At 64.8% G+C, this 25,675-nt stretch carries 22 protein-coding genes; 17 read left to right on the top strand and 5 right to left on the bottom strand.

The window, feature by feature from the left end; translation table 11 throughout:
• Position 1: 1 nt before the first annotated feature.
• On the top strand, positions 2–1,012 hold the full coding sequence (locus CZ375_RS01755) for a cation:proton antiporter (protein ID WP_077597608.1): 1,011 nt from the start codon (positions 2–4) through the stop codon (positions 1,010–1,012).
• Positions 1,009–1,317, top strand: coding sequence for a hypothetical protein (locus CZ375_RS01760; RefSeq protein WP_077597609.1), 309 nt, complete (start codon positions 1,009–1,011; stop codon positions 1,315–1,317). The genes CZ375_RS01755 and CZ375_RS01760 overlap by 4 nt, the downstream gene beginning before the upstream one ends.
• Positions 1,318–1,352: 35 nt before the next feature.
• On the opposite strand, the gene CZ375_RS01765 is transcribed toward CZ375_RS01760, so the two are convergent.
• A complete protein-coding gene (locus tag CZ375_RS01765) occupies positions 1,353–2,285 on the bottom strand; it encodes a zinc dependent phospholipase C family protein (RefSeq protein ID WP_077597610.1) in 933 nt (310 codons plus the stop codon).
• Between the two features lie 138 nt (positions 2,286–2,423).
• On the opposite strand from CZ375_RS01765, the gene CZ375_RS01770 reads away from it, so the two are divergent.
• Positions 2,424–2,675, top strand: a complete 252-nt coding sequence (locus CZ375_RS01770) for an MntP/YtaF family protein (RefSeq protein ID WP_077597611.1) — start codon at positions 2,424–2,426, stop codon at positions 2,673–2,675.
• Here CZ375_RS01770 and CZ375_RS01775 read toward each other — a convergent pair.
• A complete protein-coding gene (locus CZ375_RS01775) occupies positions 2,672–4,045 on the bottom strand; it encodes an MATE family efflux transporter (protein ID WP_077597612.1) in 1,374 nt (457 codons plus the stop codon). The genes CZ375_RS01770 and CZ375_RS01775 overlap by 4 nt on opposite strands.
• Before the next feature lie 11 nt (positions 4,046–4,056).
• Positions 4,057–6,153: a glutamine synthetase III family protein gene (locus CZ375_RS01780; RefSeq protein WP_077597613.1), complete on the bottom strand. Its 2,097-nt coding sequence runs from the start codon at positions 6,151–6,153 to the stop codon at positions 4,057–4,059.
• A 225-nt stretch (positions 6,154–6,378) separates the two neighbouring features.
• On the opposite strand from CZ375_RS01780, the gene CZ375_RS01785 reads away from it, so the two are divergent.
• From CZ375_RS01785 to CZ375_RS01800, 4 genes are all read left to right on the top strand, one after another.
• Positions 6,379–7,803, top strand: a complete 1,425-nt coding sequence (locus CZ375_RS01785; RefSeq protein WP_097677368.1) for an FAD-dependent oxidoreductase — start codon at positions 6,379–6,381, stop codon at positions 7,801–7,803.
• 119 nt (positions 7,804–7,922) lie between these two features.
• Positions 7,923–10,613, top strand: a complete 2,691-nt coding sequence (polA, locus tag CZ375_RS01790; RefSeq protein WP_077597614.1) for a DNA polymerase I — start codon at positions 7,923–7,925, stop codon at positions 10,611–10,613.
• Positions 10,614–10,705: 92 nt separating this feature from the next.
• Positions 10,706–11,188, top strand: a complete 483-nt coding sequence (gene rnhA, locus CZ375_RS01795; RefSeq protein WP_077598717.1) for a ribonuclease HI — start codon at positions 10,706–10,708, stop codon at positions 11,186–11,188.
• Positions 11,189–11,453: 265 nt separating this feature from the next.
• Complete coding sequence (locus tag CZ375_RS01800) at positions 11,454–11,834, top strand: heavy-metal-associated domain-containing protein (RefSeq protein ID WP_077597615.1); 381 nt, start codon at positions 11,454–11,456, stop codon at positions 11,832–11,834.
• On the opposite strand, the gene CZ375_RS01805 is transcribed toward CZ375_RS01800, so the two are convergent.
• The gene (locus tag CZ375_RS01805) at positions 11,831–12,034 is read right to left on the bottom strand and encodes a hypothetical protein (protein ID WP_077597616.1); all 204 of its coding nucleotides are present in this window, start codon (positions 12,032–12,034) and stop codon (positions 11,831–11,833) included. The two genes, CZ375_RS01800 and CZ375_RS01805, sit on opposite strands and share 4 nt — an antisense overlap.
• Positions 12,035–12,055: 21 nt before the next feature.
• Complete coding sequence (locus CZ375_RS01810) at positions 12,056–13,372, bottom strand: L-cysteine desulfidase family protein (RefSeq protein ID WP_077597617.1); 1,317 nt, start codon at positions 13,370–13,372, stop codon at positions 12,056–12,058.
• 329 nt (positions 13,373–13,701) lie between these two features.
• Between CZ375_RS01810 and rpsA the strand changes: the two genes are divergently transcribed.
• The 10 genes from rpsA to CZ375_RS01860 all read left to right on the top strand — a co-directional run bounded on the left by rpsA (position 13,702) and on the right by CZ375_RS01860 (position 25,517).
• A complete protein-coding gene (gene rpsA, locus CZ375_RS01815) occupies positions 13,702–14,913 on the top strand; it encodes a 30S ribosomal protein S1 (RefSeq protein ID WP_077597618.1) in 1,212 nt (403 codons plus the stop codon).
• Positions 14,914–15,111: 198 nt separating this feature from the next.
• Positions 15,112–16,053 (top strand): metal ABC transporter solute-binding protein, Zn/Mn family, encoded by a 942-nt coding sequence (locus CZ375_RS01820; protein WP_077597619.1) that lies wholly within the window; start codon positions 15,112–15,114, stop codon positions 16,051–16,053.
• Positions 16,046–16,717: a metal ABC transporter ATP-binding protein gene (locus CZ375_RS01825; protein WP_077597620.1), complete on the top strand. Its 672-nt coding sequence runs from the start codon at positions 16,046–16,048 to the stop codon at positions 16,715–16,717. The genes CZ375_RS01820 and CZ375_RS01825 overlap by 8 nt, the downstream gene beginning before the upstream one ends.
• A 2-nt stretch (positions 16,718–16,719) precedes the next feature.
• Positions 16,720–17,505, top strand: a complete 786-nt coding sequence (locus CZ375_RS01830) for a metal ABC transporter permease (RefSeq protein ID WP_077597621.1) — start codon at positions 16,720–16,722, stop codon at positions 17,503–17,505.
• A gap of 13 nt (positions 17,506–17,518) precedes the next feature.
• Entirely contained in the window at positions 17,519–19,456 is a 1,938-nt protein-coding gene (locus CZ375_RS01835; protein ID WP_077597622.1) for a hypothetical protein, read from the top strand.
• Between the two features lie 223 nt (positions 19,457–19,679).
• Positions 19,680–21,317 (top strand): ABC transporter substrate-binding protein, encoded by a 1,638-nt coding sequence (locus tag CZ375_RS01840; RefSeq protein ID WP_077597623.1) that lies wholly within the window; start codon positions 19,680–19,682, stop codon positions 21,315–21,317.
• 152 nt (positions 21,318–21,469) lie between these two features.
• Positions 21,470–22,405 (top strand): ABC transporter permease, encoded by a 936-nt coding sequence (locus CZ375_RS01845; RefSeq protein WP_077597624.1) that lies wholly within the window; start codon positions 21,470–21,472, stop codon positions 22,403–22,405.
• Positions 22,405–23,361 carry an ABC transporter permease gene (locus CZ375_RS01850; protein WP_077597625.1) on the top strand — a complete coding sequence of 319 codons (957 nt, stop codon included), beginning with the start codon at positions 22,405–22,407 and terminating at the stop codon, positions 23,359–23,361. Before CZ375_RS01845 ends, CZ375_RS01850 begins: the two co-directional genes overlap by 1 nt.
• Before the next feature lie 11 nt (positions 23,362–23,372).
• Positions 23,373–24,470, top strand: a complete 1,098-nt coding sequence (locus CZ375_RS01855) for an ABC transporter ATP-binding protein (protein WP_077597626.1) — start codon at positions 23,373–23,375, stop codon at positions 24,468–24,470.
• Positions 24,471–24,473: 3 nt separating this feature from the next.
• A complete protein-coding gene (locus tag CZ375_RS01860) occupies positions 24,474–25,517 on the top strand; it encodes an ABC transporter ATP-binding protein (RefSeq protein WP_077597627.1) in 1,044 nt (347 codons plus the stop codon).
• The last annotated feature ends 158 nt before the right edge of the window (positions 25,518–25,675 follow it).

Below are 25,675 nucleotides of genomic sequence, written 5' to 3' on the forward strand. Positions count from 1 at the left end.
CATGAACTCGATTCTCTTCTCGCTCTTCGTCATCCTGTCCGTGACCACGCTGGCGCCGTTCCTGGCGAGCCTCGTTCACGGCAGGGCGGTGCCCGAGGTGGTCTTCCTGGTCTTTGCCGGGGCCATCCTGGGCTCCCACGGCATGGGGGTCATCAACACCTCGAGCGCCGCGCTTGTCCTGGTGGGCGACCTTGGCCTGGGCTTTCTATTCCTCAAGGCGGGATATGAGATAGACCCCCGCGACCTGGTGGGACACGCTGGCCGCGTCGCGGGCGCCTCGTGGCTTGCGTCCTTTGCGGTGGGAAGCGCCTTGGTTCCGCTCTTCGCCAACCTGGGCGTCTCCGAACCAGCGTCGTGGATCGCGCTCTCCATCGCCATGACCACCACCGCCTACGGGACCCTGGCACCCATCCTGCGCGACCGCGGGCTCACGGACACGCGCGTGGGACGCATCATCACCGTGCACGGGGCCATGGGAGAGCTGCTTCCGGTGGTGGCCATGTCATTCCTTCTCTCCTCGCGCTCCCTCGAGGGCACGTTGGTGAGCTTTGCGATCTTCGGCCTGGTGTGCCTTCTGGTGCTGGGCTTCTCCAAGCGGGTCAAGCGCATAGGCGCGCGCTTCTGGAGCTTTCTCGTCAATGACGTGGGCCATGCCTCGCAGCCCCTGCTGCGTATGGTGTCGGCCATCCTGGTGCTCCTGCTCCTGGCCGCCTCGTACTTCGACTTCGACATCGTCCTTGGCGCCTTCGCCGCGGGGTTCATCCTGCGAGCGCTCTTCCCCGAGGGCAACGAGGACATGGAGGAGCACATAGACGTGATCTCGAACGGCTTCTTCCAACCCGCTTTCTTTGTCATCTCGGGCGCGGGGTCATGGTGGCGCTTTCGCTGCACCTTGACCCCAAGACGCGCGACCTGGGTTGGCGCGAGCTCTTCTCCATTGCGGCATACTGTGCGATGGCGCTGCCCCTGGTGGTTGCCGTCACCTCGGAATCGGTGGAGGCGGGGGTCATGAGCTCGCAGAACGCCTCGGTGCTCGTCACGGCGGCAGCCCTCAGCGTGCTGGTGATCCCCGTCATCACCTCGCTGGTGCGCGTGGTGGACGAGGCCGACGCGGTGGGCGCGGTCCTCGAGGTGACCCGGCACGAGGCGAGCCTGCAGGAGGTCGTGGAGGAGCACCGCGAGGCATACCGGCAGAGGGAGCATGACTTCCTGGAGCAGAGGCGCAGGCAGCGCCGAGAGGGCCTGCAGCTCACGTCCGCCGACTACCTCGCGCGCAAGGGCAACCTGCGCAAGAAGGGGGAAGATGGCCGCGCGTAGCGCGTCCCCCGAGGGGGCCTGCCTGTGGCCTCCGGTTAGCGCCCCTGGGTGGGGCGGCCGTCGTAGTTGACCTTGCCCACCAGCTCGCGAAGGGCCCGCTCGTCCCCTGCGGCCAGGGCCTTTACCATCTCGTTCCAGACCTCGAGGGCGCGGAAGAAGAGGTCGGGGAAGCTCTCCTGGCGCCTCTTTCCGCTCGAGGGGTCTGCCCAGACATGGTGCTCGAGGTTGCAGGCGGGGCACTCGTCGCTCTCGCTCACGCGGTGGGCCAGCGCCATGAGCTGCGAGTGCTGGCGCAGGGTGGTCTCGAGCAGGCCCATGCCTCGGCCCAATGGAGAGCCCGCGGGCTCGATCACCTGGTAGATCAGGCGGCAGTCGTTTACGCAGGCATCGTACTCGAACGCGTCAATGGAGATTCCGTACACCTGCCAGGCAAGCTGGGAGAGCAGGGCACCTGCCACGCGTGTCGTGCGCTGGGTGTGGTCGAGGCGCGCGGACGGTGCGCTCTGCGCCACGGTCTGATGGCGCATGCTCCAGAGCATCCATACGTCCAGGTCGCTCTCGATGAGGGCATGGACCTCGTTCTCGGCTCCCTCTAGCTCGGGGTTTGCCTCTATGAGCGCCGCCTGCTGAGCATACACGAAGGGGTGTGCGCGGCTGTCCAGCGTGTAGTGGGCGAGCATGCCCAGAACGAAGGCGCGGCCCACCTCCTTGTCCTCCTCACGCAGGTGGCTCACGCCGTCGCGAAGTGCCAGGAAGGCCTCGACTATGCGCTCGTCGTGCATGAGATGCGCCAGCCTGTAGCAGGACGAGCTCAGGCTGGGGAGCGTGGAGAAGCGAAAGAAGAAGGGGTCGGGGCCCTGGTTTCCCAGGAGGAAGGCAAGCTTCTCCTCCTGCCCCGAAAGGAGTCCTGCGGGCATGAGCAGGGACGCCTCCTCGCCGAAGAGATGATGCGTAATGAGTGCGGGCATGTCAGCTCCTGTCGGCTCGCCGGGTTCTCGATGCTCCATTGTAGCTCCGACAGGATTTGCACATCTCGGCTCGTGCCCTCGCCGCGACCGTCGTTGCCCTAGAATGCACGGACACACTTCGGAGCTTGGGGGAGCTGCGTGTCAGTCATAGAGATGCTTGTCCTGGGCGTCGCGCTTTCGGCGGACGCCTTCGCCGTCACCATTTCGAACTCGTTCGTCTACTCGGGGGAGAGGATGCGCCGCCTGGCGCTCATGCCGCTCTGCTTCGGGGCGTTTCAGGCGCTCATGCCGCTCCTGGGCCATGTGCTCGGCGGCCTTGCCGCCGGCGTGATTGAGCGCTACTCGGGCGTGGTGCTCATGTCCATCGGCCTGAAGGCCTTCCTCTCCTAGCCCAGCGCCCTCTCGGCCTCGTGCTCCTCGGCGTGTCGCAGCCAGTGGCCGAAGCGGTAGTAGGTGACGAAGAGCGCCGCAGTGAGCACCCAGCTGACGGGGTAGCTGAGCAGCACCGCCTCCAGCGTGTGGTTCATTGGGACGAAGGCGAGCAGCCAGACCAGGCGAAAGGCGCAGGTCCCCAGTATGGTCAGGAGCATGGGCCGGAAGCTCTCGCCCGCCCCGCGGATGGTTCCGGCGAAGTTGTCCATGAGGGAGTAGAAGAGGTAGAACGGCCCCATGTAGCGGATGACCAGGGTCGAGAAACCCACGACGCTCGGGTCGTCCACGAAGAAGTAGCCGCAGGCCTCGCAGGCCGAGACGGTGAGGGCTGCCACCCCGCCAACGATGAGCAGGGTGATGAGCAGGGAGCTCCTGAGGCCCTGACGCATGCGGTCAATGTTTCTCGCCCCGAAGTTCTGGGCGGCGAAGGTGGTGACGGAGGAGCCAAGGGCCTCGGAGATCATCCACACGGGCGCCTCGAGCCGCGTGGCCAGGCCCCATCCGGCGATGGCGTCGGAGCCAAACGAGTTGATGTTGGACTGGATGATGATGTTCGAGCCCGCATAGACCGCGGTCTGAACGCCCAGGGGCAGCCCCGTCTTCACCATGAGCCAGGCCATCGACGGATCTATGCGTATGCTGCGCAGCTGCACTCCCCAGGCCTCCTTGGTGCGCGTGAGCTGCCACAGCGTGACCAGGGCACCGACGGCGAGCGAGCTGGCGGTCGCGATGCCACAGCCCAGCGCCCCCATCTGCAGCCATGCCACGAAGACGAGGTCCAGCGCCACGTTCACCACGCAGGTGCCCGCGACGATGAGCGAGGGGGTGCGGGTGTCTCCCACGGCCCGCTGAAGGGCAGATCCCGTGTTGAAGACTATGGAGAAGACCAGGGCAGACATGTAGGCGTGGGCGTACTGCAGAGATTGCCCAAGGATGTCGGCCGGCGTGCCCATGGCCCGCAGCACCCGTTCGACGAAGAACAGCCCCAGGACGGAGAAGGAGACGCCTCCTGCCAGGGCTATGCCCAGGGCGGTGTGGACGGCGCGCGACACCTTCTTGCTGTCGTGCGCGCCAAAGTACTGGCTCACCACCACGCCGCAGCCCACGCCGATGCCCAGGGAGAAGCCGACGACCAGGTCGTTCAGGGTGACGGTGGCCTGGATGGCGGCGAGGGCCTGCTTGCCGGCGAAGCGGCCCACCATCCAGGTGTTGGTGAGCGCGTAGGTCTGCTGGAAGAGGGACGAGAGGAGAACGGGGATGCAAAGCGTGAGCAGCTGCCTCCAGATGACGCCGCTCGTGACGTCGAGCGACTTCTGCACCTCGCGCATCGCTTTCCGCCCTACACCCAGAAGAGCATCTTGTTGTAGCTGGGAACGGGCCACCAGTCGTGCCCGCAGATCCTCTCCATGCCGTCCACGGCCGCCCGCAGCCTGGACATGCAGGGAAGGACCTCGTCGCGGTAGCGCTCGTCCTGCTCGCGGCAGTCGCATACGCTCCTCGCCGCGTCGTTCTTTGCCTCCAGCTCGCCAACGGTGTCGTAGATGGTGTCGATGCCCTCGGTCAGGGCGTCAAGTGTCGCACGCTCGGCACGGCTCACCACGCCGATCTCCGCCTTTGTGGCGATGGAGGTGGCGAGGTCTCCCGAGTAGTTGAAGAGCGCGGGCAGGTACATGTGGCGTGCCATGTAGACCATGGTGTTGGCCTCGATGTTGATGAGCTTCGCGTACTGCTCTGCCGCGGCGGCGTAGCGCGCGCGTGACTCGGAGGCGCTCAGGACCTTGTACCTCTCGAAGAAGGCAATGTTCTCCTCGTTCACCATGCAGGGCAGGGCGTCCGGAGTTGTCTTGAGGTTGGCCAGCCCGCGCCTCTGCGCCTCCTGCTCCCATTCGTTCGCGTACCCGTTGCCGTCGAAGATGATGCGCTGGTGGTCGCGGAAGCTGTGACGCACGAAGCGCATGGCGATCATGTGGAAGTCCTCGGGCCTCTTCACGCGCTTGGCGATGTAGTCGCAGAAGCGGTCGCACTGCTCGGCAACGGCGGTGTTGAGCACCACGTTGGCGTCCGAGAGGTTCTGCTGGCTGCCGCACATGCGGAACTCGAACTTGTTGCCCGTGAACGCGAAGGGGCTCGTGCGGTTGCGGTCAGTGTTGTCGCGCAGGATGTCGGGCAGCGCCGGGATGCCCAGGTCTATCTGCTCGCGGTCGCGCGAGCTGGCGTGCTCCTTCTTGATGAGGGCGTCGACCACGGGAGAGAGGGCGTCGCCCAGGAAGACGGAGATGATCGCGGGGGGAGCCTCGTTGGCGCCCAGGCGGTGATCGTTGCCTGCCGAGGCGACGCTGGCGCGCAGGAGGTCGGCGTGGTCATCCACGGCAGAGACCAGGCAGGCGAGAAACACCAGGAACTGCAGGTTGTCCTCTGGGTTGTCGCCTGGCTCCAGGAGGTTCTCGCCGTCGGCGGACAAAGACCAGTTGTCATGCTTGCCCGAGCCGTTCACGTACTCGAAGGGCTTCTCGTGCTCCAGGCAGGCGAGGCCGTAGTGGGTGGCCAGCAGCTTGAGCTTCTCCATGGTGAGGAGGTTGTCGTCAATGGCAAGCGACCCCTGCTCGAAGATGGGGGCAAGCTCGTGCTGGCAGGGCGCCACCTCGTTGTGCTTGGTGCGAACGGGAATGCCCAGCTTCCAGAGCTCGTCGTCCACCTCCTTCATGAAGGCGTTGACCGACGGGCGGATGGCGCCGAAGTAGTGCTCCTCCAGCTCCTGGCCCTTGGCCGGCTCGCAGCCGAAGAGGGTGCGCCCGGTGAGGATGAGGTCGGGCCTGGCCTGGAAGTCCTCCTCCTTGATGAGGAAGTACTCCTGCTCGGGACCGCAGGTGGTGACCACGCGGGCAGGCTCCTTGCCGAAGAGCGCGAGAACGCGCTTGGCCTGCTGCTCCAGGACCACCTCTGAGCGCAGCAGCGGCGTCTTCTTGTCCAGGGCCTCGCCCGTGTAGGAGATGAAGGCGGTGGGGATGCAGAGCACCTCGTCCTTGATGAACACGGGGCTCATGGGGTCCCAGACGGTGTAGCCGCGCGCCTCGAAGGTGGCCCTCAGGCCGCCGTTGGGGAAGCTCGAGGCGTCAGGCTCGCCCTGCACCAGCTCCTTGCCCGAGAAGGCCATGAGCACGCTGCCGTCGTCCTTGGGGCAGATGAAGCTGTCGTGCTTCTCGGAGGTGATGCCCGTGAGGGGCTGGAACCAGTGGGTGAAGTGCGTCGCCCCGCGCTCGAGCGCCCAGTCCTTCATGGCGTGCGCGACCTCGTTGGCGATGTCCAGGTCTATGGGCATGCCTCCGTCTATGGTGCGGCGCAGCTCCTTGTACGTAGGCTTGGGGAGCCTGTCCTGCATGTCCGCATCGGTGAAGACCAGGCTGCCGTACAGCTCGGATACCCTGTCCCTGCCCATGCTACCCCCAGTTTCGTCGCGCCCTCGGGCGCCATGCTGCTGTTGCGCGCGTCGCGCGCGGCCCGTACCGCAACTTACACTACCTGCCCATTGTTAAGCGGGCGTGAACGCCACACAAGATGAAAATTCACGACTTGCCCCTGCAGGCCCCAAATTGCCGAGACAAAATGATATTGATGAACTAACATAATCGCATCGGGTTTCACCTTTATGAGAGGGGAAGGCATGGAAGAGAAGAGCGAGCAGGTCAAGGATGCCATGACGGTGGCCGTCGTGGGGTGCACCCATGCGGGCACCTTCGCCGCGAAGTCGATTCTGGCCCAACATCCCGATTGGGACGTCCACGTCTTCGAGCGCAACGACACCCTGTCCTTCCTCTCCTGCGGCATCGCGCTATGGGTGGGCAACCACGTGTCCGATCCCAGGCGCATGTTCTACTCCTCTCCCGAGGAGCTTTCCTCCCTGGGCGCGCACATGCACATGCGCACCGACGTCACCTCGGTTGACCTCGTGGGCAAGGACCTCAGCTACCGCAGCCTGCAGACGGGAGAGGAGAAGGTCCTCTCCTTCGACAAGATCGTGGTGACCACCGGCTCCAAGCCTGCGCTGCCTCCCATTCCCGGCCTGGCAGAGGGGCTTGGGGGAGGGCGCGTCCTGCGCTGCAAGAACTGGGATGACGGAAAGCTGATCAAGGAGAAGATGGCCGGCGCCAAGTCCGTGGCCGTGGTCGGCGCCGGCTACATCGGCGCCGAGCTCGCCGAGCAGGTCTCGCTCATGGGGGCCAAGGTCACGCTCATCGATGGCCTTGAGCGCGCCCTGGCCAAGAACTTCGACGAGGGAATCACCAGCCTGGTGGAGGAGGACTACCGCTCCCATGGCGTGGAGCTTGCCTTGGGCCAGATGGTCGAGGGTATCGAGGCGGACGAGGAGGGCGTCACCGTCACCTCCGGTGGCGTCAGGAGGCGCGTGGAGTACCTCATCATGGCCGCCGGCTTCCTGCCCCGAACCGACCTCTTCTCAGGCAAGCTGGACATGCTCCCCAACGGTGCCATCAAGGTTGACCCCTATATGCGAGCGACCCTGTTGGACGAGAAGGGCGAGCCGTGCGGCGAGCCCAGCCAGGACGTCCTTGCCGCGGGCGACTCCGCCACCGTCCTCTACAACCCCACGGGCAAGGCGGACTACATTCCCCTGGCTACCAATGCGGTGAGGCAGGGCCTGCTGGTGGGTGCGAACATCGTCTGTCCCACCCAGGCATACCTGGGCACTCAGGCAAGCTCGGCGGTGCAGCTCTACGATCTCTCGCTGGCTGCCTGCGGCCTGACCGTGGCCGGCGGCAAGGCGCGTGGCATCGAGCTGGCGTCAACCACGCTCGTTCAGGACTTCCGCCCTGACTTCATGCTCACCACCGAGCCCGTGACCTGCATCCTCACCTGGGACCCCCAGACGCGCGAGGTCAAGGGAGCGCAGTTCGCCTGCAGGCACGACGTGTCTCAGGCGGCCAACGCCGTCTCCATCGCCATCCACAACCACAACACCATCGACCAGCTGGCAAGCTTCGACTTCTTCTTCCAGCCCAACTTCTGCCAGCCCGTCAACTACCTGGGCGCCGTTGCCATGAAGGCCGTCGCGGAGAACCCTGTGGCCTAGGCATCTGTGGCTTTCGCGCCGTGCCCACTGCGGGGGCACCTGTCTGGCTACGGCCATTCGGGTGCCCCCGCTACAATTGTCCTCAGTACACGAAGCGCTACAGATGGGGATGCACAAACATGCCTGAACTCGACTCCAAGCCCGCCGACGCCCGTCGCTCCATCGCCGTCATCGACGGCAACTCACTGATGCATCGCGCCTTTCACGCCATCCGTCAGCCCATGAGCGCCCCCGACGGCCGCGCCACCAACGCGCTCTTCGGCTTCTTCAACATGCTCATCAAGTTCGTGGAGAGCTTCCAGCCCGACGGCGTCATCTGCGCCTTCGACAAGGGCAGGCCCCAGGTGCGCATGGACATGCTGCCCCAGTACAAGGCCCAGCGCCCTCCCATGGACCCTGACCTGCACGAGCAGTTCCCCATGGTCAAGGAGCTTCTGCGCGCGATGGACGTCCCCGTGGTGGAGCTTGCCGGCTGGGAGGGCGACGACATCCTGGGCACCCTGGCGCGTCGCGGCGAGGAGGCGGGCTACGAGATGCTCCTGGTCACGGGGGACCGCGACATGTACCAGCTTGCGACCCAGAACGTGAAGATCGTCTCCACTAGGAAGGGCACCTCGGACGTGGCCGTCATGACGCCCGAGAGCGTGGACGACCTCTACCACGGCATCACGCCCGAGCTCGTGCCCGACTTCTACGGCCTCAAGGGGGACTCGTCGGACAACATCCCCGGCGTGCCCGGCATCGGTCCCAAGAAGGCGTCCGCACTCATCGTCCAGTACGGCTCCCTGGACGAGGTCATCGCCCATGCGGACGAGGTGAAGGGCAAGATGGGGGAGAGCCTGCGCGCCCACATCGACGACGCCCTCCTCAGCCGCAGGGTTGCCACCATTCGCACGGACGCGCCGCTGGATGTGGACCTGGAAAGCGCCAGCTTCCCCACCTTCGACCCGGCAGAGGTGAGTGCCGCCTTTGGCAGCCTGGGCTTCACGGGCATGACGGCGCGCATCCTGAAGCTTGCGGGCGCACATGCCTCGGCTGATGGGGGGCAGCTTCGACCCGAGCTTCCAGAGCTGCTTGCCGCCGAGAGGGCCGATGCCCTTCTCACGTCTGCCATCGAGGCTGCCAGCTGGGTCTCTGGGGTGCTGGAGCCCGTGTCGCAGAAGCGCGGCCAGGCATCGCTCTTCGAGGGGAGCCCGGCACCTGCCGTCTGGCTCTGCTTCGAGGAGGGGGTCGTGAGGCTTGAGGGCGATCCTGCCTCGGCAGCGGTTCTGCGCCTTGCAGAGGAAGGGCGCCTGGTCTCGCCCGACCTCAAGGCGCTTCTGCACCTGGTCTTTCCCATGGACTCCGCAGACCCTGCGCCCCTGGACCTCGAATCCCTTGACAGCGAGAGGATCTTCGACCTGAGCGTGGCGGCCTACCTGCTGGAAAGCGACCGCAGCTCCTATGATCCCGCGGGCCTTGCCAGCGACCGGCTGGGCGTGGTGGCCGGCAAGGCGAGCGACGAGCTCCCCCAGGCAGCCATTGACTGCTGGCTTGCGCGCGAGCTGAGGGGCGACCTTGCGAGGGCGATGGCGGACGAGGGCGCAGACCAGCTCTTCTCCATGCTTGAGATGCCCCTGCTCAAGGTATTGCTTGCCATGGAGCGCTGCGGGCTTCATGTGGACGAGGCGGTGCTGCGCGAGCAGTCCGCGGACCTTGGCGCGGAGATCGACGCCATGGTCTCCATGATCAAGGCCGAGGCGGGGGAGGAGTTCAACCTGGACTCCCCCCAGCAGCTCTCGCACATCCTCTTCGACGTGTGGGGCCTCTCGACCTTTGGCCTGAAGAAGACCAAGAAGGGCTTCTACTCCACCAACGCCAAGACGCTGGAGGACCTTGCCTCGCGGGACGACCGTGTGCGCGCCGTGCTGGACTACCGGGAGCGGGCCAAGATAAAGAGCACCTACCTTGACGCGCTGCCGGCGGACGTTCGCCGCGACGGTCGCATTCACACCACGCTTAACCAGGCCGTTGCCGCAACGGGGCGCCTCTCGAGCTCGGACCCCAACCTGCAGAACATCCCCACCCGCTCCGAGCTGGGGCATCGCGTCCGCACCGCATTCACGGTGCCCGAGGGCTCGGTGTTCCTCGCCTGCGACTACTCCCAGATCGAGCTCAGGCTGCTGGCCCACCTCTCGGCCGACGAGCATCTGGTGGGGGCCTTCAACTCCGGTGCGGACTTCCATGCCGCCACGGCCGCGCGCGTCTTCGGCGTGCCGGTCGAGGAGGTGACGCCCGCCCTGCGCAGCCGCGCCAAGGCCGTCAACTTCGGGATCGTCTACGGCCAGCAGGCCTTTGGGCTGGCAAGCTCCCTCAAGATACCGCGCGGCGAGGCCCAGGAGATGATCGACCGCTACTTCGAGGCCTACCCTGGCGTCCGTGCCTACCTCGACTTCTGTGTGGAGCAGGCCCGCCAGAAGGGCTACACCGCCACCATGTACGGGAGGCGCCGCCACACCGCCGACATTACGAGCCGCAACTTCCAGCTGCGCAGCTTTGCCGAGAGAACCGCAATGAACCATCCCATGCAGGGCAGCGCCGCGGACATCATCAAGATCGCGATGATCAGCGTCGCGGAGCGCCTGCGCGAGGAGGGCCTGCGCTCCAAGCTCGTGCTACAGATTCACGACGAGCTGGACTTCGAGGTCCCCGAGGACGAGATAGGGGCGCTCTCGCAGCTGGTCAAGGAGACCATGGAGGGCGTGGTCCAGCTGCGGGTCCCGCTGATAGCGGACGTCTCGTATGGTGCCAACTGGGCGGAGGCGAAGTAGTGGCAAGCTTCGAGGAATTTGCCCGAGAGCATGAGGGGCTGACGCACGCGGCGTCCGCGCCGTCCGGCAGCGGGGCTGTCGAGAAGCCTCTCATGCACGTGGTGCTCTGGACGGACGGCTCCTCTCGGGGAAACCCGGGACCTGGCGGCTACGGAGCGGTGCTCAGCTACGTCGACCCTGCGGGCAAGGTCCATACCAGGGAGCTCTCGCAGGGCTTCGCCCGCACCACCAACAACCGCATGGAGCTCCTTGCCGTGATCGCGGGGCTAGAGCAGCTCAGGCGGCCCTGCGAGGTCGAGATTCATTCGGACTCCCAGTACGTGGTCAACGCCTTCGAGAAGGGCTGGGTCTGGGGCTGGCTCAAGAAGGGCTGGAAGACGGCCAGCAAGCAGCCTGTCAAGAACCCCGACCTCTGGAAGCGCCTGCTGCGTGCGGGCAAGCCGCACAGGCTGAGCTGGCACTGGGTGAAGGGACACGCCGGGACCGCGCTCAACGAGCGCTGCGACGAGCTTGCCACCTCCGCTGCGGATGGACTTGCGGGCGCGCTTCTCGAGGACGTGGGTTTCGAGGGCTAGCAGTGGCCTTCCGGCCGCCGGTGGGCAGACATGCACCTTTTCGGCCGGTAAGGGCCTTCGAGCGCGCATTGACCAACCCTGGGAGGGCGAAACGGTGGGCGAACGCGCAGCTCTCGACCTGTGACCAGCAGAAGATGCGCATTGACCCACCCACAGCGGCCCCAGCGGTGGGTGAGCGCCCGAACCCGAGGCTCCAGCCACCAAAAGGGTATAGTTAGCCATGGGTAAAATGCCCATTACGTTGATGCCGACGGAAGGCCACGAGATGCTTGCAAACGTGATCATCCTGTCAATTGTGGCGCTGCTGCTCGCAGTGGGCGTGAGACGCGCCGTTGGTACGGCGACAGGAAGGCGTGACTGCTGCTCGGGAGACGCCATGCCCAGGGGCAAGGGCTTCAGGCCGGTCCGCATAGCGGATGCGGACGAGAGCCACTATCCCTACCAGGCGAGCCTGCTCATCTCGGGAATGAGCTGCGAGCGCTGTGCGAGAAACGTGGCCAACGCGCTGAACAGCCTGGAAGGCCACTGGGCGAGGGTGGACCTGGACGGGCGCGTGGCGCATGTGCTCTCGAAGGAGCCCATAGACCTCGACGCCTGCACGGAGAAGGTCCTTGAGGCGGGCTATCGCGTCATTGGGACCAGCTAGAGTCCCAGAAGCGTGCGGACGGCAACAAGTAGCAGGCAGATGGCGGCAAGCCAGACGACGGCGGCAAGCAGCTGCACCAGGCAGCCGCGCCTGCGCCTGGGGCTGCCTCCTTTCGAGGTGGGTCCGGACGACTCGACGTCCTCCCACCACAGGGGGCCCTCGAAGGGCTTGTTGGGTTCCCTCCAGTTGTCACGTCGCATCCTGCCACCCCCCACGGGCCGCTAGCTGCCCGAGACGTCAGTCTTGCCGATCATGATGTTCAAGATCTCCACGTCCGTGGGGTGCATGCCCACCCTGCCCACGTAGCCCATGGAGCGGATGGTCTCCTCGGCGTTCTTGCCCACGAGACCGTCCCCGGCAAGGAAGTTGTCGTCCGCCAGGGCCATGTCGCAGCCGAGGATGGCGGCGTCCACCGCTGCGCATATCTTGGCCGCGCATGAGGGCTTGGCCCCGTCGCACACGATGCCGCCCACGTTGGCCAGGGTGTTCACGATGGTCGCCTCGTACTGGGCGAAGGAGCCGCCGCGCAGGTAGCAGATGCCCGCGCCTGCTCCGCAGGAGGCGGAGACGGCCCCGCAGAAGGCGGAGAGCTCGCCAATGAAATACTTCACGTGCACGGCAGTGAGGTCCGAGAGGACCACGGCCCTGACCAGCTCCTCGTGGCCTGCCCAGAGCTCATGCGCGTATTCGAGGACGGGCTGCGAGCAGGTGATGCCCTGGTTGCCGCTGCCACAGCAGATCATCACGGGCAAGGGGCAGCCGCTCATGCGGGCGTCGGACCCCGCCGCCGCGGAGGCGCGTGCCTTGCATGAGATGTCGTTGGGGCGACTGGCTAGGAGAGTCGAGCCAATGTTGGCGCCCCACCTGCCCGTGAGCCCCTCGTTGGAGATGGTCTGGTTGAGCTCAATCTGGCGGCTGATGAGCTCGTCCACGTCAGCCAGGTCGAGCTCGCGGGCGAACTCCCACACGGAGGCAAGGCTGATGGCCGAGCGGTCGGCAGCGGAGCCCGCGTCCGCCGCGGCACTGGCGGGGGAGGGGCAGGCCGAGATTCCTGCCACCGTGGTTGCCACGCCGTCTCGGGTGAGCTCGCACACGTTGGTGTGACGCTCTTCGATGCAGGCCACGCCGTCGTGTCCCGACGCGTGAGCGACGACGCGGACGTAGAGGTTGGGGACGTCCTCGGCGAGCTCGACGTTGCAGAATCCCTCCTGGCCGAGAAGGGAGACGACCTTCCCTATGTGCTCGGGTCGCACCGACTGGAGCACCTCGAGGGCGGCGTCTGGCCTGCCTCCAACGGCGCCCAGCGTGGCCGCGGCCTCTATGCCGCGCAGGCCGCCCGAGTTGGGGACGGTCACGCTCTTCACGTTCTTGATGATGTTTCCGCTGCAGCGGACCTCAAGGCGCTGGGGGAGCTCCCCCAGCGCCGCCGCGGCCAGGGAGGCGGCCAGGGCAACCGCGATGGGCTCGGTGCAGCCGAGCGCGCAGACGAGCTCCTCGCGCAGTATCTGCAGGTGGTTCTCATATTCGGCGGTCGTCATGGGCACTCCTCGGAACGCGTTGGCATACTGGCGTGATTCTAGCGCTTCGGGATTTCGCCCCGCCCTCTCGGCCCCTTTTGACGCGCTCGGCATAAAGCCGCGCGGCGCTTGAGTAGATTTCTCCACAAAAGGGGTTCTATCCTGCGCATGAGCCTTGAAATTAGGAGCAGAGAACGGCTATTCTGTCAAATGCATGGTTATGATGGCCGTGCAACTGTATCTGTCGGCCCCCGAGAGCATGTAAGTTTCCAATTGCGCGACGCCTTTGCCGAGCGCCCTAGGCAGCGATCATGTAGATCGGGGCCCCGTTTTTCGAAAGGGGTCCACCTTTGAGTGAGATTCAAAACTCGTCCATCTTCTCCCTGGATGACGTGTCGGACGAGGAGATGAACAGCCTCATCGACGGTACCATCACCGATTTCGATGAGGGCGATCTGGTGACGGGCACCGTCGTCAAGATCGAGCACGATGAGGTTCTGCTGGACATCGGATTCAAGAGCGAGGGCGTCATTCCCTCCCGCGAGCTCTCCATCCGCAAGGACATCAACCCCGAGGAGGTCGTTGCCCTCGGCGACACCATCGAGGCCCTCGTCCTGCAGAAGGAGGACAAGGAGGGTCGCCTGATCCTCTCCAAGAAGCGTGCCGAGTACGAGCGCGCCTGGAACCGCATCGAGGAGAAGTTCAACGCCGGCGAGAACGTCGAAGGCGAGGTCATCGAGGTCGTCAAGGGTGGTCTCATCCTCGACATCGGCCTGCGCGGCTTCCTGCCCGCTTCCCTCGTTGACCTCCGTCGTGTCAAGGACCTTGGCGCCTACATGGGCACCCGCATCGAGGCCCGCGTCATCGAGATGGACCGCAACCGCAACAACGTCGTCCTCTCCCGTCGCATCGTGCTCGAGGAGGCCCGCAAGGCCGAGCGCTCGGAGATCCTCTCCAAGCTCCAGCCCGGCATGCGCCTCAAGGGTGCCGTCTCCTCCATCGTGGACTTCGGCGCCTTCGTGGACCTGGGCGGCATCGATGGCCTGATCCACATCTCCGAGCTCTCCTGGAACCACGTGAACCATCCCTCCGAGGTCGTCAAGGTCGGCCAGGAGGTCGAGGTTCAGGTGCTGGACGTGGACCTCAACCGCGAGCGCATCTCCCTTGGTCTCAAGCAGACCACCGAGGACCCCTGGCGCACCCTCGTCAAGAAGTACCCCGTGGGCGCCATCGTCGAGGGCACCGTCACCAAGCTCGTCACCTTCGGCTCCTTCGTTGACCTTGGTGATGGCGTGGAGGGCCTGGTGCACATCTCCGAGATGGCCAAGCAGCACGTCGACGCTCCCGCACAGGTCTGCGCCGTGGGCGACACCGTCCAGGTGAAGGTCATGGAGATTGACCTCGATCGTCGTCGCATCTCCCTTTCCATGAAGGCCGCCGCTGAGACGCTGGGCGTCGAGGTTGAGGTCAAGCCCCTGGACAAGCCCGAGGAGGAGGTCTCCGCGGAGCAGCCCGAGGAGATCGTCGAGGATGCCGAGGTCGCAGAGGCCTCCGAGGAGTAGCCTCGCACGGTTGCCCGAAACCAGCCTCAGATGATTGGGGGCCCGGAAGCATGGCTTCCGGGCCCTTTTTTGGCGAAAACACCTTTCCAGCTAATTTTTTCTGTTCGGTCGCCCCTATAGAGTGTTAACCTTAACTGACTTCGAATTTGAAATACACGTCCGATTTCAAGTAAGGAAACGCAAGAGTAGGGAGCAGCAGTGCAGAAAAAGCAGTTGAGGACTTGCCTTGGCCTGGCGCTTTCGTGCGTCCTGGCCCTGACGATAGCGGCCTGCGGAAAGACCCAGGCGTCCCAGGCGCCTTCCGGGACGCCCGGCACGAGGCCCGTGGTATACGCCAGCTTCTTTCCGGTCAAGGACCTGACCGAGCGCATCGTGGGCGACAAGATGGAGGTCCGCAGCATCATCCAGGGCAACCAGGAGCCCCATGACTTCGAGCTGCAGACCAGCGACATGGCCAAGATCTCCCAGGCCGACCTCATCGTGTACAACGGGGCCGGCATGGAGGCCTTCATAGACGACCTCAAGGCGAGCGCCAAGAGCGACGACAAGTTCCTTGACCTGTCCCAGGGACTGACCCTGCTGGAGGGCGCGGGAACCCTGGGTGACGACCACTCCAGCGTCAATCCGCACACCTGGCTCAGCGTGCGCAACGCCCAGCTCGAGCTCAAGAGCATCCTGGACAAGGTGTGCGAGGTAGACCCAGCAAACCGCGACTTCTACCAGGCCAACTACGAGACCGCCCTCGCTCAGTTCAAGGGGCTGGACGAGAAGTTCGAGCGCGAGCTCTCCCAGGTCCCCGCGGACAGGCGCTACTTCGTGGTGTCGCATGCCGCCTTCAACTACCTTGCGCATGACTACGGCCTGAGGCAGGTCGCGGTCACGGGCATCTCCCCCGAGGACGAGCCCTCCGCGAACCAGCTGAGCACCATCGCCGACTTCGTCAGGCAGCATGGCATCACCACCATCTTCTTCGAGGGAAAGGCGACGCCAAAGGTTGCCGAGACCCTCGCCAAGAACACGGGGACCAAGACCTCGACGCTCTACACCATGGAGAGCCTCACCAGCGAGGAGCAGGAGCGTGGCTACCTGCAGCTCATGGAGGAGAACCTCGCCGCCCTGATGGGATCCTTCAATGGCTGAGGTCGTCCTCGAGATATCGGACCTTCGCTTCTCGTACGAGGATGGGGAGGTCCTCTCGGGCCTGAGCATGACGCTGGAGGAGGGGGAGCTGCTTGCCCTGGTAGGTGAGAACGGAGCCGGCAAGTCGACCCTGATGGAGCTCGTGCTGGGCCGGGTCATGCCCCAGTCCGGGTCCCTGCGCCTCTTTGGGGATGACATCTCGCGGGACGCGCACCATGCTGACGTGGCCTACGTCTCTCAGGACGCCTTGCGTGGGTACCGGCACTTTCCCACAACCATAGAGGAGCTGTTGCGGGTCCACTGCCGCTTTCTGGGGGTGGACGCGGACGTGGGGGAGCTTCTTGCGCGGGTCGGCCTGGAAGGCCATCAGCGCCGGCGCCTGGGAGAGCTTTCCGGAGGCCAGCTGCAGCGCGTGGGGCTTCTCGTCGCCCTGCTCAAGGACGCCCGCCTCATCCTGCTCGATGAGCCCACCACAGGCATTGACCAGCGCTTCTCGGAGGAGCTCTACCGTCTGCTGCGGGGCATGGCCAACGAGGGCAAGTCTGTCGTCCTCGTCACCCACCACCTCTCGGAGGCTGCGGGGTACGTGGACCGCGCCCTTCGCCTGGCGAGGGGGCGGCTCGAGGAGCTGCCGCGCGATCTTTGGCAGGGAGGTGCGAGGTAGGGATGCTCGAATACGACTTCATGCGGCGCGCCTTCGTGGTGGGCACCATCTTGGCCACCATCCTGCCCCTCATAGGCCTGCCCATTCTCCTGAAGCGCCTCTCCATGATGGGCGACACCCTTGCCCATGCCTCGCTCGCGGGCGTCGCCGTCGGCCTGTGCTTCGGCTTCGACCCGCTCCTGGGCTCCGTCATCGCCTGCGTCGTGGCGAGCCTCGGCATAGAGGCCATCAGCTCCCGTCTCAGGTCCTATCAGGAGATATCCACGGTCATCGTGCTTGCGGCATCCATCGGTCTGGCCGGCATCTTCACCAGCCTCACGGGAAGCAGCAACTCCATCAGCTCGTATCTCTTCGGCTCCATAGTGACCATAGGCGATGTCGAGTTCCTGCTGGTGATCGCGGTGGCCACCGTGGTGCTGGTGGTGTACCTCCTCATGCGGGACCGCCTCTACCTGAGCGTCTTCGACCCCACGGCGGCGTCGCTCATGGGCATAGACGAGAGGAGGCTCAACTTCACCTTCTCCTTCCTTGTGGCAATCACGGTCTCCATCGCGGCAAAGACCATAGGGTCGCTGATCGTCTCGTCGCTCCTGGTCATTCCCGTGATCTGCGCCATGCAGTTCGCACGCAGCTATCGTGGCACCCTGCTGCTGTCGATGGTGCTCTCCGTGATCTTCGTCCACGTGGGGCTGGTCGTCTCCTATTACCAAAACCTCAAGCCCGGATCCGTGATCGTGCTGATCGCGGTGCTGGGCCTGTCAGTGGCCATGTTCGTCAAGAGAAAGTAAGGTGTGGAGGAATATGAAGAAGCTCAGCATAGGTGTGGCCAGCGCCCTCGCCGCCTGCGCCGTCGCCGCGGGCCTGTCGCAGGCGGGGATTCGCCCTGGCACGTCTGCCGGGGTGGCCCCCGACGCGGCGGTCCAGGCCAAAGGGGCCGAGAGGAAGACCTCGTACGCCAAGGACGAGACCACCGAGGTGCTCATCGACGCCCCCGCGGTCTCTGCCGACGAGATAGCGCGCATCGTCAAGCACGGCGACCACTGGCACGTGTTCACCAAGGACGGCCGGGAGATCATCACGTACAGCGACCCCAGCAAGGCGTCGAACATCTCCCAGCTCACCAACACTGCCAGCGTGGTGTCCGCAGACCAGCTGAGGCACGTCAGCGGCAGCGACGTGGTCAGCATCCTCCGCCACGGCAACCACTGGCACATCCTCCTGGCCGACGGTCGGGAGTTCATCAGCTACGAGGACCCCAGCGGCCTCTATCCGGGCGTGACGGTGGGAGAGTACACGGGAAGCCATGGGTCTCACGGCCAGCAGGGGGGCACGCACGAGGCGTCCCACGTCGAGCATCACGACGACCACCAGGGAGGAGGGGGGTCCTCGGACCACCATCACCACGGGTTCGTCCAGGTGGTGGGGATCGACGAGCTGTCCCGCAAGCCGATCGTGCGCATCCTCAGGCATGGCGATCACTACCATGCCTACACCGCCGATGGCACGGAGTACGTGACCCACGACGATCCCTCGTCGGCCTTCCCGGGCATCACGATAGGGGAGTACGAGGGCACCCACGGCGGGGGCACCCACGACCCGGCGTCTCCCGAGGGGCCCGTGGAGCAAGACCCCAACGACCCCAAGCGCGTCGTGAGCATAGAGCACCATGATGACCACTGGCACCTGCATCACGCGGACGGGAGCGAGAGCGTCTCGTACACGGACCCGTCCCCCCTCTATCCTGGGGTTCCCGTCAGCGAGTACGACGAAAACCAGGGCCATCACTTCGACCCCCTGCAGAAGGATGAGCTCTTTGCCTACGAGGACGTGAAGGCGGAAATGCTCGTGCCGCTGGAGGACATAACGTACGGAAACGTCATCCACACCGTCAGGTATGACAACGAGAAGGGCTTCGTCATACCTCATCACGACCACTACCACTACGTGTCCATAAAGACCATCATCCAGCTCTGCAAGTATGCGGACGGCCCGTTCGGAGGGCATGACGCCAAGTCCGTCGTGGCGACATTGAAGTACCTCGTCGAGCATCCCGAGGCAAGGCCCGAGGGAAGCGACGGGTGGGGCAGCAGCGCCGAGATCGTGCAGCCCGGCAATGGCGGAGACGCAGGCCACGGAGGAAATGGCGGCTCCGAGGGGGGAGGCGGACACGCGGGGGAGAAGACGGTTACGCGCGTGGTCCACGACGGCTCCCGCTGGTTAGCGTATTACAGCGACGGAAGCTGTGACCCCGTCTCCCGCAACCCCGAGGGCCGCTATCCCGGCATCCCCATCGAGGAGGCGCCTGCCGACCCCAACGTGGGCATGAGCGACGAGGAGATCGTCGAGAGGTACTGCGCGGAGTACGGCATGACTGCCGACGAGTTCGACGAGGCGCTGCTCTCGCTTCCGGCCGTGCCTCTCTCGAGCATCGGGTTCCATGCGGACGGCACGGTGACCATACATGGGAGGACCTACCAGTTCAAGAGCCTCGTATCTCACGACGACCCTGGTGACGGGCACGGCCCGGCCGAGGAGGACGACTCCGTAGACGAGAGGGAGGACGTCGAGGAGAGCGAGCCTGCCGAGGAGATCGCTCCCGTCGAGGGGCGCAGCGTCCCGGACGTGTCGGATGCCGTCGTCCCCGAGCATTCCGAGACGGCGGACGAGGGCGTCAGGCCCAGGCCGCTGGAGGAAGGCCTTCCCGAGGATGCCGAGCCTCTGCGGGAGGCGGACAAGTAGCCGCCGCGCGGCGCTGACCCGTATGGCAGGCGGCCCGGGCCATGGCCCGGGCCGCCTCTTGCATGGGAATGGGGCATGTGTAGGCGTCGTGCACCTATATTTCACTCCAGTTTCCGTATGCCCCGAAACGCTCCACTGAGGACCTTTATCGCTCATAGTATCTGACTTAAATCGCCGTCTCTTTCGCCGGCGTATCAAGATACCTCGTGAGAAAGGTACGAACATGATGGAGAACCCCCTGAGCCGCCGCAGCTTCCTGAAGGGCTCCGCCGTCGCGACAGCCGGCGTTGCCGCATCCTCCATGCTGTCTGCCTGCGGTGGCGGCAGCGCCGCAAAGGGCGAGAACGTCAAGAAGGTGCTCAGGTTCGGCCAGTCCAACGCCAAGCAGGGCCTGGACATGCAGAAGTCCACCAACGCCGGCTCCTCCTCCATCGCAGACTCGATCTTCGAGGCCCCTCTCCGCTGGAACGAGGACAACAAGCTCGAGACCGTCCTCCTCACAGACATCCCCTCCTTCGAGGACGACGGCGTGACCCTGCACTGCACACTGAAGGAGGGCATCAAGTTCCACGACGGCACCACCATGACCGCCGCGGACGTCAAGTACTCCTTCGAGCGGATGTTCCTGCCCGCCACGGGCGGCAAGTCCACCTACATGTACGACAAGATCAAGGGCGCTACGGAGATGCTCGCCGGCACCGCCACCGAGCTCGCAGGCCTCACCATCGAGGATGACAGGCACTTCACCTTCACCCTCACCGAGCCCATGGTCGCCTTCGTCAGCAACCTGGGCCTCTCCTATGCCCACATCTTCCCCAAGGCTGCCTGCGAGGCGGCGGGAGACTCCTGGGGCTCTGGCACCAACTGCATCGGCTCCGGCAAGTACAAGGTCGTCTCCAACGACGACACCACCGAGGTGGTCCTTGAGAAGTTCGCCGAGTACCATGATGGCGAGCCCGCCCTCGACGAGCTCCGCTACATCTTCTTCGACGACCTGAACACCAAGTTGATGGCCTTCAAGAATGGCGACATCGACTACTGCGATCTTGACTCCACGCTGCTGCAGCAATGCCAGAACGACCCTGACGTCAAGGACCTCATCACCTCCTACGAGCAGCTGGGGGTCCAGTTCGTCAACCTGAACCTCAATGACGCAGCGCTCCAGGACGTGAACGTCCGCAAGGCGCTCTCGCTTGCCATCAACCGCCAGGAGATCGTGGACACCATCCTCTCTGGCGCAGGCACCGCCGCGTCCGGCTGGCTCGCCCCACAGACCCCGGGCCATGACAAGTCCGCCTCCGCCTTTCCCTACGACCCCGACCAGGCCAAGCAGCTCCTTGCCACAGCCGGCGTCTCGGGCCTCTCGCTCACCTGCAAGGTCCGCGCGGGTCTCAGCCAGAAGTACATGGTTGCCATCCAGTCCTACTGGGCTGCCGTGGGCGTCAGCCTGGACGTTCAGGTGGAGGACAACGGTGTCTGGGCGTCCGACTGGTCTGACGGCAACCTGCAGGTCACGGCCCTGGGCTGGTTCCCGCTCTACGCAGACGCCGACAACCACATGTACACCTACTTCTACAGCGCCAACGCCGCGAAGAAGTCCTCGTTCTACAACAACCCCGAGTTCGACAAGCTGGTCTCTGACGCCCGCGTCGAGCAGGACGGCGACAAGCGCGCGGACCTCTACAAGCAGGCTGATGACATCCTGACCCGTCAGGACTACGCCACCCTGCCCCTGTACTGGCCCAAGGGCCAGTTCGTGGCCAAGGACTACGTGGTGGGCGCCAAGGTGGGCAACCTCATCTACCACATGATTGACGTTGACATCGACACCACCAAGGACGACTACAACCCCGAGGCATAGCGTCCTTGCCCGTCGCCCGGCAAGAGGGCGGCGCTCACAGGGTCCAAGTTGTCGGAGGGACAGCGCGCGGGTCGCGCCGTCCCTCCGAGCACAAGTGAACGGCGGGTCGCGAGGGGGGCGGCGCGCCCTGCGCGCAAGAGAGGAGAGGCCGAATGAGGGACTTTCTCATCAAGAGAATCCTGCAGGCCCTGGGCGTGGTCATTTGCATCTCTGCGATCACGTTTTTCGTCCTGAACATCGTCCCGGGCGACCCCGTCCGGGTCATGGTGGGCGATATGGCCGACGAGCAGACCATCGAGCAGGTCAGGCATAACATGGGCCTTGACCGTCCCGTGCCCGAGCAGTACGGCAGCTGGTTCGCCAATATGATGCGCGGCGACTTCGGCACGTCCTACACCCAGAACAAGAGCGTGACCATGCTCATGGGCACCGCGCTCAACGTCACCGTCCGCCTCGCTGGGTTCGCCTACCTCTTCGCGCTGGTCCTGGGCCTGGCGGTGGGCATCTTGGCCGCCGTCTACCACGGCAAGTGGGTGGACAGGACGCTCATGACCCTTTCCATCTTCGGCATTTCGGCTCCGTCGTTCTGGATGGCGATCATCATCCAGATCATCTTCGCGCTGAACCTGAAGTGGTTCCCGCTCTCGGGCGTGAAGACGGCCGCGAGCTTCGTGCTGCCCACCATCGCGCTGGGGACGCGCTATGCCGCCTCCATCGCGCGCGTCACCCGAACCTCAATGCTCGACGTCCTCAATCAGGACTACATGCGCACGGCCGAGGCAAAGGGCCTCAAGCGCTGGGCCATCATCCTGGGCCACGGCCTGCGCAACGCCCTCATCCCCATCATCACCATCGCGGGCACGCAGCTGGGAGACATCTTCACCGGCTCCATCCTGATCGAGTCGGTCTTCGCCATGCCAGGCATGGGCAAGCTCCTGCTTGATGCCATCAATGCCCGAGACCTGCCCCTCATCGAGGGCGGCGTCATGTACATCGCAATCATCTGCGTCGTGGTCTATCTTGCGGTCGACATTCTCTATGCCGTCGTTGACCCGCGCATCCGACTCGGAGGGGAGGCTTCGGAGTAATGGCTCTTCTTTCAAGCGACAAGAGTGACAGCAAGGTCCAGGAGGCGGAGCGCATTGCCGCCGACAGCGCCAAGGCACGTGAGGACGAGCGCAGGGAGACGGGCAGGAAGCGCGCCTCAAGCTACTGGGCGGTCTCGTGGAACATCTTCAAGCGCAACAAGCTGGGCATGCTCTGCCTCGCCATCGTCGTCGTGCTGATTCTGGTGGCGGTCTTCGCCCCCGTGCTCGCCCCCTATGACCCTGACGCCCAGGAGCTCACCAATATGCTGGCGGCTCCTGGTGGGGTCCACCCCTTCGGCACGGATGAGTTCGGCCGTGACATCCTCTCGCGCGTCATCTACGGGTGCCGCATCTCGCTCTCCGTGGGAGTCGTCGCCCAGGGGATCTCGCTGATCATCGGCTTCCTCTCAGGAGTCTTCGCCGGATACTTTGGTGGGAAGGTGGACGCGGTGGTCTCCTTCGCCATCCAGGTCTTCTCGAGCTTCCCCTTCCTGCTATTCGCCATCGTGGTGATGTTCGTCATGGGGCCTGGCCTCGTGAACCTCTACGTGGCGCTCGGCCTGCTCATGTGGACCTCGACGGCCCGCCTCGTGCGCGGCGACGTCATGCGCCTGAAGAGCTCCGAGTACATTCAGTCCTGCATCCTCTCGGGTGGCAAGAGCTGGCGCATCATCATGAAGCACCTGCTCCCCAACTGCATCTCAACCCTCATCGTGGTCTCCACGCTGGGCATCCCCAGCGCGATCCTCTCGGAGGCGTCCCTGTCCTTCCTGGGCCTGGGCGTGCAGCCCCCCATGGCGAGCTGGGGGCAGATGATCTCGTCCTCGCAGCCCTACATCCAGTCGAACACCTACTACAGCGTCATCCCCGGAGTTGCCATCATCATCACGGTCATGGCCTTCAACCTGCTGGGAGACGCCCTGCGTGACGCCCTCGACCCCAAGATGCGCTCGTAGGAGGAGGACAGATGACCGAAGAGAAGAAGCATCGCACCACCTCCGACTTCCTCAGTGAGGGTGCCGAGCGCGAGCTGGGCCAGCAGCTTGTGGAGCAGAAGCTTGAGCGCGAGTGCGACCACGAGCTGCTGCTGCAGGTGAAGGAGCTGGACGTCACGCTCTTCACCGAGGACGGCGAGCTGCCCGCCATCACCAACCTGAGCTTCGACATGCGCAAGCGAGAGACGCTCGCCGTGGTTGGCGAGTCCGGCTGCGGCAAGTCGATGACGGCCCTTTCCATCATGGGCCTTCTGCCCCAGCCCCCCGCGAAGGTCACCGGCGGCTCCATCGAGCTCGAGGGCGTTGACATGACCGGGCTCTCCGACGAGGAGATGCGCGGTTACCGTGGCAACAAGGTCGGCATGATCTTCCAGGAGCCCATGACCTCCCTCAACCCCGTCATGACGGCGGGACGTCAGATCAGGGAGGGCATCCTCGTCCACAACCCCGAGATGAGCAAGCAGGATGCCGACGCACGTGCGCTGGAGATGATCAAGCTCGTGGGCATTCCCGCTCCCGAGAAGGTATTCAAGAGCTATCCTCATGAGCTTTCCGGCGGCATGCGCCAGCGCATCATGATTGCCATGGCCCTTGCCTGCCAGCCCTCCTTGCTCATTTGCGACGAGCCCACCACGGCGCTCGACGTGACCATCCAGGCCCAGATCCTGCAGCTCATTGACCGCATGCGCGAGGAGCTGGGCACCGCCGTCATGCTCATCACGCATGACATGGGCGTGGTGTCCGAGATGGCGGACTGGGTGCTGGTCATGTATGCGGGACACAAGGTAGAGTACACCCTTGCTCCCGAGCTCTTCACCAACCCGCTGCACCCGTACTCGCGTGGGCTGATCGACTCCATTCCCTCCCTGGACTCCTCGGTGGACACGCTCTATGCGATTCCCGGCAACGTCCCCATGCTGAGCGAGATGCCAACCGGCTGCCCCTTCCATCCCCGCTGCCCCTTTGCCAAGGACATCTGCCGCGCTCGCGTCCCGCAGATGGAGGCGGTTGACGGAGACGAGAACCACAGGGTGGCCTGCTGGAAGTACACGAAGGAATGGGGTGAGTAGACCATGGGCAAGAACAGGGACATGAGCGAGGTCGTCCTCAGGGCCGAGCACCTCACCAAGCGCTATCCCATCAAGAAGGGGCTCTTTGGCAAGGCCGCCAACTACGTGCACGCGCTGGAGGACGTCTCCTTCGAGCTGCACCGTGGCGAGACCTTTGCCATCGTGGGAGAGTCCGGCTGTGGCAAGTCGACCACGGGCAAGTGCGTCCTGCGCCTCACCGAGCCTACCGAGGGCAAGGTGCTTCTGGGCGAGGAGGACTTCACGTCCCTTTCTGGCGAGGCGCTCACCAAGGCCCGCCAGAAGATGAAGCTCATCTTCCAGGACCCCTACAGCTCGCTCAACCCGCGCATGACCGTGGCGGACATCATCGCCGAGCCCATCGACATCGCCGGGACCTACAAGACGCGCGCCGAGCGCGACGCCCGCGTCGAGGAGGTCATGGAGGCGGTCGGCCTTGACCTGGCCTTCAAGTACCGCTACCCGCACGAGTTCTCTGGTGGCCAGCGCCAGCGCATTGGCATCGCCCGCGCCATCGTTCTCGAGCCAGAGATCGTGGTCTGTGACGAGCCCGTCTCGGCGTTGGACGTGTCCGTGCAGGCAAAGGTCATCAACCTGCTGGAGCAGCTTCAGGACAGGCTGGGCCTCTCGTACATCTTCATCAGCCACGACCTCTCGGTGGTCAAGCACATCTCGGACACGGTCATGGTCATGTACCTGGGTCACGAGATGGAGCTTGCCGACAAGGAGGCGCTGTTCGCCAAGCCGCTGCATCCCTACACGCAGGCCCTTCTCGACGTTATCCCTCGCATCCGCCACGAGCGCATCCAGGACAAGAGGATCCTCGAGGGAGACGTGCCCAGTCCCACCAACCCGCCCTCGGGCTGCGTGTTCCACACGCGCTGCCCCAAGTGCATGAAGGTGTGCAGCGAGCGTGCGCCTGAGCTGCGCGAGGTTGAACCGGGCCACCTTTGCGCCTGCCATCTCTTCGACGATGCCCTGAGCGAGGCGGAGCGCCAGCTGGTGGGCGTGAGCGTTGCGGCAAAGTAGGAGGGCATTCTCGCTTCGGTGAGGTTCCTTCCCCGAGGTGGGCAGATACGGCCCTCTCGCTAGAAAACATCGTTCTTTTGCGCGTTGACCCATCAAAACAGGCATTTTTGGTGGGTCAACGCGCTGTTTTCTCTCCTGCAGAAGCGCAACCCGCGCAT

This window comes from Olsenella urininfantis, assembly GCF_900155635.1.
Lineage (GTDB): Bacteria > Actinomycetota > Coriobacteriia > Coriobacteriales > Atopobiaceae > Olsenella_G > Olsenella_G urininfantis.